This window comes from Mycobacterium alsense (genome assembly GCF_002086635.1).
Classification (GTDB): domain Bacteria; phylum Actinomycetota; class Actinomycetes; order Mycobacteriales; family Mycobacteriaceae; genus Mycobacterium; species Mycobacterium alsense.
Window position 1 is genome coordinate 250,154 of sequence record NZ_MVHD01000001.1, and the last position, 12,280, is coordinate 262,433.

Consider the following 12,280-nt stretch of genomic DNA (forward strand, 5'->3'; position numbering starts at 1 on the left):
TCACGACGCTAATCGTCGTCGTCTTCGTTGGGCGTCTGCTCGACTTCTCCTCGTAGCGCTTCGCGCTAATCGTCGTCGTCTTCGTTGGGCGTCTGCTCGACTTCTCCTCGTAGCGCTTCGCGCTAATCGTCGTCGTCTTCGTCGGGCGTCTGCTCGACTTCTCCTCGTAGCGCTTCACGCTAATCGTCGTCGTCTTCGTTGGGCGTCTGCTCGACTTCTCCTCGTAGCGCTTCGCGCTAATCGTCGTCGTCTTCGTTGGGCGTCTGCTCGACTTCTCCTCGTAGCGCTTCGCGCTAATCGTCGTCGTCTTCGTCGATCAGGTGCGCGAAGGCCTGCAGGTTCTTCAGCGACTCACCGCGCGACACCCGCCACTCCCACTCTTTTTGGATCGACGACCGAAAACCCAACTCCAGCAACGTATTAAAGTCCGAATCGACGGCCTCGAGCACCTGGCCGAGCACCCGGTCGACCTCGTCGGCGTCCACCGACGCCAGCGACATGCGGCCCACCAGGTAGATGTCGCCGACGTTGTCCAGCGTGTACGCGACCCCGTAGAGGCGGCGGTTGCGCCGCAGCAGAAACCGGTAGACGCCCTCGTGGTTTTCGTCGGGCTTGCGGCACACGAACGCCTCGACGCGCACCGAATGCTCGCCGATGCTCAGGATGGTGTTGGTCTTGAGCTTGCGCTCGCCGGGCAGCTCCACCACCAGCCCGGGCAGCCCGCCGTGCGCCCCGGGGAATTCGGAGTAGGTCAGCCCGCTGGACTGCAGCGTGCGCTCGATCACCGAGCGCACGTCCGCCCCCGTGACGGTCACGCGCCCACCCCGCGCCGCGTGGTCCACAGGCGGGGCTTGCGCATCGAAGCCCGGTCCAGCTTCACCGCGCCCCGGCGCTGGCGCCGGGCGGTGAAGTCGCCGATCGCGCGGCGGTAGCTGGCCAGCAGGGCATCGGTGGTGTTGTCCCAGGAGAAGGTGGCGGCGTGCGCCGCGGCCGCGCGGCTCATCGCGGCGGCTCGCGGCGCGGGCAGGCGCAGCAACCCGTCCAGGGCGTCGGCCCAGTCGCCGACGTCGTGCCCGGCCACCAGCGTGCCGGAAATCCCGTCGGCCACCGCCACCGGCAGCCCGCCGACCGCGGCGGCCACCACCGGGGTGCCACACGCCTGCGCCTCGAGGGCGACCAGTCCGAACGACTCCGAATAGCTCGGCACCGCAACGAGATTGGCCGCCCGGAACAGGGTGGCGAGATCCTCGCGGGACTGCGGCGGCAGGAACGTCACCCGGTCGGTGATGCCGAGTTCGTCGGCCAGCCGGACCAACCCGTCCGGGGAGGCCAGGCCGCTGCCCGACGGACCGCCGGCCACCACGATGCGCAGCCCGGGCAGTTTCGCCGCGGCGCGCAGCACGATGTCGGGGGCCTTCAGCGGCTGGATCCGCCCGACGAACGCCACCATGTCTTCGTGGTCGTCGATCGCGAGCCCGAGCGCGGCGCGGGCCGCGCGCCGGTCACCGGGGCGGAACGCGTCCAGGTCCACCCCGGGGTGCACGACGTCGATGCGTGCCGGGTCGGCGCGGTGGATCGAGATCAATTGGTTCGCCTCGTCGTCGGTGTTGACGATCAGCCGGTCCGCCTCGTCGACGACCTGCTGCTCGCCCACCGTGCGCAGCGGCGGCTCGGGTGAGTCCCCGTCGGCCAGCGCCGCGTTTTTCACCGCGGCCAGCGTGTGGGCCGTGTGCACCAGCGGCACCGCCCAGCGGTCACGGGCCAGCCAGCCGACCTGTCCCGACAGCCAGTAGTGGGAATGCACGATGTCGTAGTGGCCCGGTTCGTGGGACGCCTCCGCGCGCAGCACCCCGGCCGCGAACGCGCACAGCTGGGTCGGCAGGTCGTATTTGTCCAGGCCCTCGAACGGCCCCGCCACTACGTTGCGGACCAGCACGCCCGGCGCCACGCGGGCGACCGGCGGATCGGCCGACGCGGTGGCCCGGGTGAAGATCTCCACCTCGATGCCGCGCCGGGCCAGGTGCAGCGCGGTCTGCAGCACGTAGACGTTCATCCCGCCGGCGTCGCCGGTGCCCGGCTGGGCCAGCGGCGAGGTGTGCACCGCCAGCACCGCAACCCGGCGCGGCTCGTTCAGCCGCGAGGCCCCGGAGACGTCGTCGTCGCGCACGCTCCCATCTTTACAGGACGCGCCGCGGCCGGGCTCAAGCGCGCCGGTCGCGCTACGCGGTGGGCTCGTCGACCGCGACGTCCCTGAGTCGCGACTCCAGCGCCCCCGCGCGCCGCATGGCGCCCAGCGGGTCGGCGTACAAGCCGCCCAGCGACACCGCCCCCGCCCCGGCCTCCTGCACCCGGTTGCCGAACGCGGCGACGCGGATGTCGCGCGGCGCGAGCAGCGAGCGCGCGGCGAACGCCGCCTCCACGTGCTCCATCGCCTCGGGGTATTCCGTGAACGCCTGGCCACCGACCACGAGCTCATCCGGGTTGAGCATGTCGCGCAGCAGCGCGATGGCCTCGCCGAGCACGCGGGCCCGCTCCGCCAGCAGGTCCCTGGCCTGCTGATTGCCGGTCCGGGCCACCCGCAGCAGGTCGCTCATCGCGGTGGCGGACCCCAGGCCGCGGGCCCCGGGCGGCAGGCCGGGAAGGATCTTCAGCCGGCGCGCGGCGGCCAGCACCGCCTCGTCGCTGACGGTGGACTCCAGCTGCCCGGTGCCGCCGAGCAGCTCGGAGTGGACGGGCAGCGCGGCGATGGTGCCCGGGCCGCTGGCCGGGCAGTGCACCCGGCCGCCGATCACCAACGCGTAGCCCACGGTCTCGCGGGCGTAGACGTACAGGCTCGTCGGCGAACTCGGTGCGAACCGCCGCAGGCCGAGCAGCAGCTCGGCGCCGGCCATCGCGTCGACGTGGGAGGCCACCGACAGCGGCAGGCCCAGCGCGTCGGCCAGCACGGGCCCGACCGGCGCCTGCCGCCAGCCCAGCCGCGGGTGGTCGACGAGGCCGGTGGCGCTGTCGACGGTGCCACCGATGGCCACCCCGACCCACAGCGGCCGCCGCCGATGCCAGCGCCTCAGGTACCGGACGGCACTGTCGGCCAGCGACGCCAGCGCGGGCCCGGCGGGGGACAGCGGCGTCGGTGTCTCGACGGTGTCCAGCGTCCTGCCGAACAGGTCGGTGGCCACGATGCTGGTCGTGCGCGCGCCGACGTGGATGCCCAGCGTCACGAACGGTTCGTGGTTGATCTCCACCGGCACCCGCGGGCGGCCGATGGCGCCGGAAACGGCCAGGTCGGCGCGCTCCCGCAGCAGGCCGGCGTCGAGCAGCGCGATGACCTGGCGGTTGACCGTGGCGATGCTCAGCGACGTGACGGCGGCGATGACGTCGCGGCCGACCGGGCCGCGTAATCGAACGGCCCGGAACACGGATGCCGCCGCCGAGTCGGCGATGTGCAGCGCGGGCGGCTGGATCTGACGATGCATCCGCACACCGCCTTTACGGCCGGGGGAATGGTGGGTATGGGTGAGAGTAGTCGAGCGCACGGGCGTCCTTTGTCCGATTTCCTGATGGCCGGTCTTGGCCACACCTGAAAGTCAGGAGCGGCAAAGTGCGCGGCAACAACACGCACTCGCCGCGCAAAGACACGCGGCGGTGTTGTTGAACAGGGCGCTGTGGTGCACCCCGAGAATTTAACACGTTCACTAGAGTTGGTCCGATGAACGCGCTTGGGGGGCCTCAGCGGGTAGCGGTGGTGACCGGCGCCAGTTCGGGCATCGGCGAGGCGACCGCCAAAACTCTAGCGGCACAGGGGTTTCAAGTGGTTGCCGTGGCACGCCGGGCCGACCGCATCAACTCTCTGGCCGACGAGATCGGCGGCCGCGCCATTGTGGCCGACGTCACAGACGACCGCGCGGTGCGGGCGCTGGCGGACGGATTGGGCCGGGTCGACGTGCTCGTGAACAACGCCGGCGGCGCCCGCGGGCTGGAATCCGTGGCCGACGCCGACCTCGAGCACTGGCGCTGGATGTGGGAGACCAACGTGCTGGGCACGCTGCGGGTCACCCGCGCGCTGCTGCCCGGGCTGATCGACTCCGGCGACGGCCTGATCGTCACGGTCACCTCGGTGGCGGCGATGGAGACCTACGACGGCGGCGCCGGCTACACCGCGGCCAAACACGCCCAGGGCGCGCTGCACCGCACGCTGCGCGGCGAGCTACTGGGAAAACCGGTGCGGCTCACCGAGATTGCGCCCGGCGCGGTCGAAACGGAGTTCTCGCTGGTGCGCTTCGACGGCGACCAACGGCGCGCGGACGCCGTCTACACCGGGATAACCCCCCTGACGGCGGCCGACGTCGCCGAGGTGATCGGGTTCGTGGCCTCGCGCCCGTCCCACGTCAACCTCGACATGATCGTCATGCGGCCGCGCGACCAAGCGACCGCGTCGCGCTTCAACCGCCGGGCGTAGGCCGGGCGCTGGGTGTCGTCGTGGTGGGGGTGCCCGACAGCGTCGGGGCGTCGGTCGGGGTGACCGGGGCGGTCACGGGGATCTGCGACGCGGGCGGGTGCGCCGTCGGCGGCGGCAGCGCCGACATGGCCACCCAGGTGTCCCAGTCCACGGCCCAGTCCCAGATGTCGCCGTCGGAATAGGACAGCTGGATCGAGCTGCCGGTCACCTCGACCGGGTCGCCGTAGATCGCGGTCCGGTAGTACTCCTCGGCGTCGGAGGTGGACAGGTTGATGCAGCCGTTGGTGACGTTGGTGTTGCCCTGCGCGCCCGAGCTGGCGGGGTTGGCGTGGATGAACTCGCCGTTGTTGGAGATCCGCACCGCCCAGCGCTCGTGGATGTTGCTGTATCCGGCGGCCGGGTTGGACATGTAGAAGTCGGAGTACTTCTCGGTGACCACGTGGATGCCGTTGCGGGTCACGTTGCGGGCCTTGTCTGCCTCGCCGTAGCTGCACGGGAAGTCCATGATGACGCCGGCGTCGGTGACGACCTGGATGCGGTGCGAGGACACCTCGGCCTTGACCACCTGGCGCCGCCCGATCTGGAAGTGCAGGGAGATGTCCTCGGCGCCGTACGCGCCGTCACCGAAGGGCCGCCCGTACAGCTTGGCGTCGACGTTGACGGTGGTGCCGGCCGGGTAGTACTCGCGGGGGCGCCAGTGCACGCGCGCGCCCTGGGCCTCGTCGGGCAGCCACGCCCAGCTGCCCTCCACGGGCGGGTCGGTGGTGACCGTGAGCGCCTTCTCGACGGCGGCCTTGTCGCTGATCGGCGCGTCGAACTGGATGATGATCGGCGCGGCGACCCCGACGGTCTGGCCGTCGGCCAACTGGAAGCCCCCGCCGATCTTCTTGGTCGGCGACACGGTGGTGAACTTGCCGGCCACCGGGATCGCCTTGCCGTCATGGCCGACGGCCGAACCGCTCCAGGTGTACGTCGCGTCGTAGCCGAGCGGTTCGGTGGTCGTGTAGACGGTGCGGTCGGGGTTGAAGGATCCGGCAACCGCCTTGCCCGACGAGTTCGTCAGCGCCACCTTTTGAAACCAGCCGTCGGTCACCTGGACGCTGATCGGCGCGATGGGGACCACGTCGGTGGCGGCGGCGGTATCCAGGGCGGGCTCGAACTTCAGCCGCGGGGCGGGCGTCTCCTTCTTCTCGGCCTGCTTGGCCGTCGGCCCGGCGCACGCCGCCAGCACGCTGGGCGCGAGCACGCCGAGCCCCAGGGCCGTCAAGGCCAGGCGCCGATTGATCGGCGGCGGGGAATCGGGAGTGCTCACGACACATAAAGATACCGGGAGAAAAGACCCCTACGGCGCCACGACAATTCGAGGTCGGGACGCAAACTCGGGATTAACCGCTACAGCCTGCAACCGAGCAGGACGGGCTCCGGCTGCAGTGTGATGCCAAACACATCACGGACCCCGTCCCGGACGGTTCGGGCCAGCGCGATGACGTCTTCGGCGGTGGCGCCGCCGCGGTTGGTCAGGGCCAGCGAGTGCTTGGTCGACAGCCGGCACGGCGCCTCGCGGCCGTCGGGCCCCGGTTCCGGGTAGCCCTTGCCGAAACCCGCCCGCTCCACCAGCCAGCCCGCGGCCAGCTTGACGCCGCCGGGCGCCGGGTAGTGCGGAACCGGGCCGTCGACCGTCGCGGCCAGCCCCTGGTAGACCTCCGGCGCGACCACGGGGTTGGTGAAAAACGAGCCCACGCTCCAGGTGTCGTGGTCGGCGGCGTCGAGGACCATGCCCTTGCGCGCCCGCAGCGTCAGGACCGCCTCGCGAACGGCCACCGGGTCGGCGCGCTCCCCGGTGTTCGCGCCGAGCGTGGCGGTCAGCTCGCCGTAGCGCAGCGGCGCGCTGCGGCCCGAGGCGTCGAGCGCGAACTCGACTTCCAGTACCACGGAGGGGATTTCGGGCCCCGACTGGCCGGACCGCTTGAACACGCTGGTGCGGTAGCCGAAGCCCAGCTCGTCCCCGGGCACCCAGCGCACCGCGCCGCTGGCGCGATCCAGCACCCGCACCCGCGTGATGGTGTCGGACACTTCCGCCCCGTAGGCCCCGACGTTCTGCACCGGGGTGGCCCCGGCCGACCCGGGGATACCGGACAGGCATTCCAGCCCGCCCAGGCCGTGCTCGATGGTTTTGACCACCACGTCGTCCCACACCGCGCCCGCCTCGGCGCGGACGACGTCGCCCTCGATGCTGACGCGGTCGTTGGCCAGCCGCACCGCGGTCAGGTCGGTCAGGGCGTCACCGATCACCAGGTTCGAGCCGCCGGCAAACACCAGCGCCGGGCCGGCCGTCGCGTCGGCGTCCAGCTGCCCCAACACTGCGACCGCCTGCTCGGTGGTGCTGCACGTGATCAGGCGCCGCGCGACCGGCCCGATCCGCAGGGTCGTCAGCGGCGCCAGCGGCACGTCCTCGGCGACGTGCGCACCGGCGAAGAGCGAATCGGCGCCCTGTCTCATGAGCCCCTTTTCATGGGGCGTAACGGTAGCCTGGCACCCTATGCCGCGCTCATTCGACTTGTCGGCCGACTACGAGAACAGCGTCGAGGAGATCCATCGGGCGTTCCGGGAGGAGGGGTACTGGAAGGCCCGGCTGGCCGACATTCCCGTCGACGAGGCGAGGCTGGAGTCGATGCGGGTCGGGGGCGGGCCCGGCAACGACGGCACGGTCGAGGTCGTCACGCTGCAGGTGGTGCGCAGCCACAACCTGCACGCCGTCGTCAAGCAGCTGCACCGGGGCGACCTGTGCGTCCGGCGCAAGGAGACCTGGGGGCCGATCACCGACGGCGCCGCGACGGCGTCCATCGCGGGCTCGATCGAGGGCACTCCGGTGGCGGTGTCGGGCACCGCCGACCTGCTGCCGATCGCCGAGTCCGGCGGCGCCCGGGTCCAGTTCCGGGTCACGGTTCAGGTCCGGGTCCCGCTCATCGGCGGCAAGGTGGAAAGACTCATCGGCGCCCAGTTGGCCGAGCTGGTGAGCCGGGAGCAGCGCCTGACCGCGGACTGGATCGCGGCCCGCGCCTAGGCTGGCGTCCATGCGAATCGCGTTGGCGCAGATCCTCAGCGGCAGCGATCCGGCCGCCAACCTGCACCAAGTGCGCGAGTACGCCGGCCGGGCCGCCGAGGCGGGCGCCAAGCTGGTGGTCTTCCCGGAGGCGACCATGTGCCGGTTCGGCGTCCCGCTGGCGCCCGTGGCCGAGCCGATCGACGGGCCCTGGGCCAACGGCGTGCGCGCTGTCGCGACCGACACCGGGATCACCGTGATCGCCGGCATGTTCAGCCCGGCCGGCGACGGGCGGGTGACCAACACGCTGATCGCCGCCGGTCCGGGCGCACCCAACCGGCCGGACGCGCACTACGACAAAATCCACCTGTACGACGCGTTCGGCTTCACCGAGTCGCGCACGGTCGCGCCCGGCCACGAGCCGGTGGTCGTCGAGGTCGACGGGGTGGGGGTCGGCCTGAGCGTCTGCTACGACGTGCGCTTCCCCGCGCTCTACACCGAGTTGGCCCTCCGTGGCGCCCAGCTGATCGTCGTCTGCGCGTCCTGGGGCTCCGGTCCCGGCAAGCTCGAGCAGTGGACGCTGCTGGCCCGGGCCCGGGCGCTGGATTCGACGAGCTACGTGGCCGCGGTCGGTCAGGCCGATCCCGGCGACGCCGCGGCCGCGTCGGGCTCGGGAGCGCCGCTGGGCGTGGGCGGCAGCCTGGTGGTCTCGCCGTTCGGCGACGTGCTCGCCTCGGCCGGCGCCGACCCTCAGCTGGTGGTCGCCGACATCGACGTCGACCGGGTGAGCGCGGCCCGCGAGAGCATCGCGGTGCTGCGAAACCGCTCAGACTTTGCTCAGCCGGATAGGGCACAATCGGTGAAGTGACGAACCCACCAGGCCCGCAGGGACCACCGAACGAGGGCCCATCGACGTGGGCTCGTCCCGGCAACCAGGGCCCCTTCGGCCAGCCCCCCACCCAGCGGCCCACCGAGCGGATCAGCACCGGCGGCCCGGGCCACGTCCCGCCGCCGCCCGGCCCGGGCCAGGCGCCGCCGCCGACCGCGCCCGTCCAGCAGCCCGGCCAGCAGCCCGGTCCGCCGCCCGGCCAACAAGCCGAGCGGACCGAGCAGCTGGGCGCGCCCAACGCGGGTGTCCGGCCCGGCTACCCGCCGTCGTCGACCCCGCCCACGGGCGCGACGGAACGGCTGGGGGCTCCGAAAGAAGAACCGGCACCGGTGAAAAGAAAACGACGCTTCCTGCGCGACCCGCTGTCCATCCTGCTCGTCTGCATCATCGTCTTCGCCCTCATCATCGCGGGCCTGATCGGGGCCGAGCTGTACGTCCGCCACGTGGCGGACAGCAAGGTCGCCGAAGCGGTGGCGTGCGAGGTGAAGGATCAAGCGACCGCGTCGTTCGGCGTGACGCCGCTGATGCTGTGGCAGCAGATGACCAAGCACTACACCAACATCTCGGTGCAGACGGCCGGCAACCAGATCCGCGACGCCAAGGGCATGAAGCTCAGCCTCAACATCCGCGACGTTCGGCTGCAGTCGACGGCCAATTCGAAGGGCACCATCGGCTCACTGGACGCCACCATCACCTGGAGCAGCGACGGCATCAAGGAGTCGGTGCAAAACGCGATCCCGGTTCTCGGTCCGTTCGTCACCAACAGCGTGACCGCGCATCCGGCCGACGGCACCATCGAGTTGAAGGGCATGCTGGACAACATCACCGCCAAGCCGGTGGTCTCCGGCAAGGGGCTCGAGCTGCAGATCGTCAGCTTCAACGCGCTCGGCTTCACCATGCCCAAGGAGTCCGTGCAGTCGACGCTGAACGACTACACGTCGAACCTGACCAAGAACTACCCGCTGGGCATCCACGCCGACAGCGTGCAGGTCACCGATACCGGTGTCACAAGCCACTTTTCGACGCAGAACGCCACCATCCCCAACGACAAGACCAACAACCCCTGCTTCGCGAACCTCTAGTGGGCTGAAGGCCGGCGGCTCGCGTGTTCCGGGCCGAGCCCGTCGAGCACGGCGCGCGTGCCGGACAGGCCCAACCGGGTCGCACCGGCGTCCAGCATCCCCAGCGCGTCGGTGGCCGAGCGGATGCCGCCGCTGGCCTTGACGCCCAGCCGCCCCCCGACGGCCGCGGCCATCAATTCGACCGCGCGCACCGACGCCCCGCCCGCGGGGTGAAACCCGGTCGAGGTCTTCACGAAGTCGGCGCCGGCGTCCTCCGCGGCCCGGCAGGCGTCGGCCAGCGTGCGCCCGTCCGGCCTCATCAGCAGCACGGCGGACTCCACGATCACCTTGAGAATGGCTCCGGGCACGGCGGCGCGCACCGCCTCGATGTCGGATCGCACGGCGACGAAGTCCCCGGCCAGCGCGGCGCCGACGTCGATCACCATGTCGATCTCGGCGGCGCCGGCCGCCACGGCCTGCTCGGCCTCGTGCGCCTTGACCGCCGGCACGTGCTTGCCCGACGGGAACCCCGCCACCGCCGCGACCCGCACTCCCCCGGCCGCCGCCGCCGCGACCGGCACCATCGACGGCGAGACGCAGACCGCGTATACCCCCAGTTCGGCCGCCTCGGCGACCAGCGCGACCACGTCGTCGGGGGTGGCCTCGGGTTTGAGCAGCGTGTGGTCGATCCGAGCCGCCAGCTGGGCCCGGGTGGGTCGGCCCGCCATTAGAACGCTTCTTCGGGACCGCCGGGATTGCAGCCGGTGGCGAACATCTCGGCGTCGTCGACCACCGGGCGCCAGGGCTCCAGGTTCCAGCTGGCCTTGCCCGGCTGCGCCAGCTCCGCGAACTGCCAGTGGCAGACGAACTGCGCGCGCATGCCGGGGGTGTCCGCGTCCGGCGCGAGCGCCAGCACCTCGGCCCACGCCTCGTCGGCCGCCGTGCCGGTCTGCCGGGCGGCCGTCCGCCCGGAGGGGGTGGGAAAGACCCGCAGGCTCGGCAGGCCCTGCCAGCGCGCCCACTGGGTGTGGTCGACGAAGGGCGGCTGGGGGCCGGGTGCCAGGGCCGGTTGCGCCGCGCCCGGATCGGCCGACGCGGCGGGGGCCTGCGGCGACCAACTCAGCAGCACCCCGGAAACCGCGACCACCGCCGCCGGCGCGACGAGCGGGGCTTTCATCCCGCTAGCGCGACTTGCCTTGAATTTCCAGCAATTTGGGCCGCACGTCGACGAGATAGATGCCGGCGGCACCCGCCGCGATCGCCATGCCCAGCACGCCGAGCCACCAGCTCACGACGCCGCACACGCCCAGGATCACCAGCCACACCGGCTTGGTCAGCTTGTCGGCCGCGGTGTAGGCGTCGGACCGTTGCAGCGCCGCGTGCACGAATGCGTAGACGACTGTCGCAAAGACGGCGACGCTGAGGACAAACAGGACGGTATTCACGGCGGTCACGCGTCAAGCGTATGCGGCGAGCGTCCCAAACGTCGACTCCGAGCCGCCGTGGGGCGACTCGGAGCCGAGTGACATAGCCGTGCCGACTACTTTTGGGTGACCTTCTTGGCGGCGGCCTTCTTGGCCGGCGCCTTCTTGGCCGGGGCCTTCTTGGCCGGGGCCTTCTTGGCGGGCGCCTTCTTGGCGGGGGCCTTCTTGGGCAGCTCGATGCCGACCAGCTTGGCCGCCCGCTCACCGACCGCGCGGGTCTGCGACGCCACCGTGCCGAGCGCCTCCTGGGTCAGCTCGACCGCCTGGTCGACGTAGCCCTCGGCGCGCGCCGACGCGTCCTCGAACGGCCGCTGGCTACGCAGCCGCTCGAGGGCGGCCTCGCCCCGCTCTACCAGCTCGTTGTACCGGCTGGTCGCCGCTTCGAGGTACCCCTCGGCGGCCTTGCGCAGCTCGTCCGAGGTGAACCGCTCGCGCAGCTCGGTGAGCTGCTCGGGCAGGTCGTCCTGAAGCTTGGACAAGCGTGCGCGCCGCTCCTCGACACGGCTGCGGGTTTCGGTGCGGGTCTCTCCGGCCCGGTCACGCAGGTTGGCGATCAGGTCGTTGACGGTGGCCAGGGCCAGGTCGGCCGCGCCGAGCGCCGCCAGCAGCGGGGCCCGCAAGTCGTCGATGTTCGGGTTTTCGGCCATGGTGTTTCCTTTCATGGTTTCTGTTATCGGGGTTAGTGCCTTCGATCTCGGGTAATGGGCAAGCGGCGGCTCCTCCGGGGAGTAGTCAGGACCCGCGTGGTGATCGGGTCGGCTGTCGAGTTCGCATCGCAGCTAGGCACTAAGCCCTGACGTGAGACCCGTTCTTCTGGGTAGCCAGTCGGCCGGGCATCTATGCGTCACCTAGCACTGCGCGATCGCGAATCATTCGTCGCTGTCTGATTCGCTCGGACACTCCTCAACATTCGCTTCGTTCTGCTGGGCAAACGATGCGTAGATCTCCAGCAGGACCTGCTTTTGGCGCTCGGTAATCGCCGTGTCGGCGATGATGGCGTCGCGCACCTGACTCTTGTCGCTGGGCTCGAGCATCCCGGCCCGCACGTAGAGCACCTCGGCGGAAACCCGCAGCGCCTTGGCGATCTGGCTCAGGACGTCGGCGGACGGCTTGCGCAATCCCCGTTCGACCTGGCTCAGGTAAGGATTGCTGACACCCGACCGCTCGGCGAGCTGTCGCACCGAGACTTGCGCGTTCTCGCGCAGGTCGCGGATGAAGCTGCCGATGTCGGAGGCCATGTCGGAGGCCGCGGTGGACACCTTGGCGGAGAGCGTTTCCTCCGATGGCATCGCGTACTCCTGGGCTCGGGCGTCGTCAATCTTTACGCCGCCAAGGGTACGGGGAAGT

The 12,280-nt window shown here is 71.0% G+C and carries 14 protein-coding genes; 4 read left to right on the forward strand and 10 right to left on the reverse strand.

The window, feature by feature from the left end:
- Positions 1 to 293: 293 nt before the first annotated feature.
- From BST11_RS01200 to BST11_RS01210, 3 genes are read right to left on the reverse strand one after another with little or no spacing between them, the layout of a single operon-like run.
- Positions 294 to 815 (reverse strand): type III secretion system chaperone family protein, encoded by a 522-nt coding sequence (locus BST11_RS01200; RefSeq protein WP_211284589.1) that lies wholly within the window; start codon positions 813 to 815, stop codon positions 294 to 296.
- A complete protein-coding gene (gene mshA, locus BST11_RS01205; protein ID WP_083136189.1) occupies positions 812 to 2,167 on the reverse strand; it encodes a D-inositol-3-phosphate glycosyltransferase in 1,356 nt (451 codons plus the stop codon). The genes BST11_RS01200 and mshA overlap by 4 nt, the downstream gene beginning before the upstream one ends.
- 52 nt (positions 2,168 to 2,219) lie before the next feature.
- Entirely contained in the window at positions 2,220 to 3,473 is a 1,254-nt protein-coding gene (locus BST11_RS01210; protein WP_083136190.1) for an ROK family transcriptional regulator, read from the reverse strand.
- A gap of 233 nt (positions 3,474 to 3,706) precedes the next feature.
- Between BST11_RS01210 and BST11_RS01220 the strand changes: the two genes are divergently transcribed.
- Positions 3,707 to 4,456, forward strand: coding sequence for an SDR family oxidoreductase (locus tag BST11_RS01220; RefSeq protein ID WP_083136191.1), 750 nt, complete (start codon positions 3,707 to 3,709; stop codon positions 4,454 to 4,456).
- Here the strand turns inward: BST11_RS01220 and BST11_RS01225 are convergent.
- Positions 4,440 to 5,768: a L,D-transpeptidase gene (locus BST11_RS01225; RefSeq protein ID WP_083136192.1), complete on the reverse strand. Its 1,329-nt coding sequence runs from the start codon at positions 5,766 to 5,768 to the stop codon at positions 4,440 to 4,442. The two genes, BST11_RS01220 and BST11_RS01225, sit on opposite strands and share 17 nt — an antisense overlap.
- Before the next feature lie 80 nt (positions 5,769 to 5,848).
- On the reverse strand, positions 5,849 to 6,955 hold the full coding sequence (locus BST11_RS01230) for a UDP-N-acetylmuramate dehydrogenase (protein WP_083136193.1): 1,107 nt from the start codon (positions 6,953 to 6,955) through the stop codon (positions 5,849 to 5,851).
- Positions 6,956 to 6,995: 40 nt separating this feature from the next.
- Between BST11_RS01230 and BST11_RS01235 the strand changes: the two genes are divergently transcribed.
- From BST11_RS01235 to BST11_RS01245, 3 genes are read left to right on the forward strand one after another with little or no spacing between them, the layout of a single operon-like run.
- A complete protein-coding gene (locus BST11_RS01235; RefSeq protein ID WP_083136194.1) occupies positions 6,996 to 7,520 on the forward strand; it encodes a DUF2505 domain-containing protein in 525 nt (174 codons plus the stop codon).
- Between the two features lie 10 nt (positions 7,521 to 7,530).
- Positions 7,531 to 8,367 carry a carbon-nitrogen hydrolase family protein gene (locus BST11_RS01240; RefSeq protein ID WP_083136195.1) on the forward strand — a complete coding sequence of 279 codons (837 nt, stop codon included), beginning with the start codon at positions 7,531 to 7,533 and terminating at the stop codon, positions 8,365 to 8,367.
- On the forward strand, positions 8,364 to 9,470 hold the full coding sequence (locus tag BST11_RS01245; RefSeq protein WP_211284591.1) for an LmeA family phospholipid-binding protein: 1,107 nt from the start codon (positions 8,364 to 8,366) through the stop codon (positions 9,468 to 9,470). The genes BST11_RS01240 and BST11_RS01245 overlap by 4 nt, the downstream gene beginning before the upstream one ends.
- Here BST11_RS01245 and deoC read toward each other — a convergent pair.
- From deoC to BST11_RS01270, 5 genes are all read right to left on the reverse strand, one after another.
- The gene (gene deoC / locus BST11_RS01250; RefSeq protein WP_083136196.1) at positions 9,467 to 10,177 is read right to left on the reverse strand and encodes a deoxyribose-phosphate aldolase; all 711 of its coding nucleotides are present in this window, start codon (positions 10,175 to 10,177) and stop codon (positions 9,467 to 9,469) included. The genes BST11_RS01245 and deoC overlap by 4 nt on opposite strands.
- On the reverse strand, positions 10,177 to 10,626 hold the full coding sequence (locus tag BST11_RS01255) for a DUF2599 domain-containing protein (protein WP_083136197.1): 450 nt from the start codon (positions 10,624 to 10,626) through the stop codon (positions 10,177 to 10,179). Before BST11_RS01255 ends, deoC begins: the two co-directional genes overlap by 1 nt.
- A 4-nt stretch (positions 10,627 to 10,630) precedes the next feature.
- Positions 10,631 to 10,894, reverse strand: a complete 264-nt coding sequence (locus tag BST11_RS01260) for a DUF2516 family protein (protein WP_067324613.1) — start codon at positions 10,892 to 10,894, stop codon at positions 10,631 to 10,633.
- 95 nt (positions 10,895 to 10,989) lie between these two features.
- Entirely contained in the window at positions 10,990 to 11,580 is a 591-nt protein-coding gene (gene hbhA, locus BST11_RS01265; RefSeq protein ID WP_083136239.1) for a heparin-binding hemagglutinin HbhA, read from the reverse strand.
- A gap of 222 nt (positions 11,581 to 11,802) precedes the next feature.
- Positions 11,803 to 12,222 carry a helix-turn-helix domain-containing protein gene (locus BST11_RS01270; RefSeq protein ID WP_067324555.1) on the reverse strand — a complete coding sequence of 140 codons (420 nt, stop codon included), beginning with the start codon at positions 12,220 to 12,222 and terminating at the stop codon, positions 11,803 to 11,805.
- Positions 12,223 to 12,280 lie beyond the last annotated feature (58 nt).

Bases quoted from the DNA above. Each gene is read 5' to 3' on its own strand.
- BST11_RS01235 (WP_083136194.1), top strand. From the start codon at position 6,996: ATGCCGCGCTCATTCGACTTGTCGGCCGACTACGAGAACAGCGTCGAG.
- BST11_RS01240 (WP_083136195.1), top strand. From the start codon at position 7,531: ATGCGAATCGCGTTGGCGCAGATCCTCAGCGGCAGCGATCCGGCCGCC.
- deoC (WP_083136196.1), bottom strand. From the start codon at position 10,177: ATGGCGGGCCGACCCACCCGGGCCCAGCTGGCGGCTCGGATCGACCAC.
- BST11_RS01270 (WP_067324555.1), bottom strand. From the start codon at position 12,222: ATGCCATCGGAGGAAACGCTCTCCGCCAAGGTGTCCACCGCGGCCTCC.
- BST11_RS01255 (WP_083136197.1), bottom strand. From the start codon at position 10,626: ATGAAAGCCCCGCTCGTCGCGCCGGCGGCGGTGGTCGCGGTTTCCGGG.
- BST11_RS01230 (WP_083136193.1), bottom strand. From the start codon at position 6,955: ATGAGACAGGGCGCCGATTCGCTCTTCGCCGGTGCGCACGTCGCCGAG.
- BST11_RS01210 (WP_083136190.1), bottom strand. From the start codon at position 3,473: ATGCATCGTCAGATCCAGCCGCCCGCGCTGCACATCGCCGACTCGGCG.
- BST11_RS01220 (WP_083136191.1), top strand. From the start codon at position 3,707: ATGAACGCGCTTGGGGGGCCTCAGCGGGTAGCGGTGGTGACCGGCGCC.
- hbhA (WP_083136239.1), bottom strand. From the start codon at position 11,580: ATGGCCGAAAACCCGAACATCGACGACTTGCGGGCCCCGCTGCTGGCG.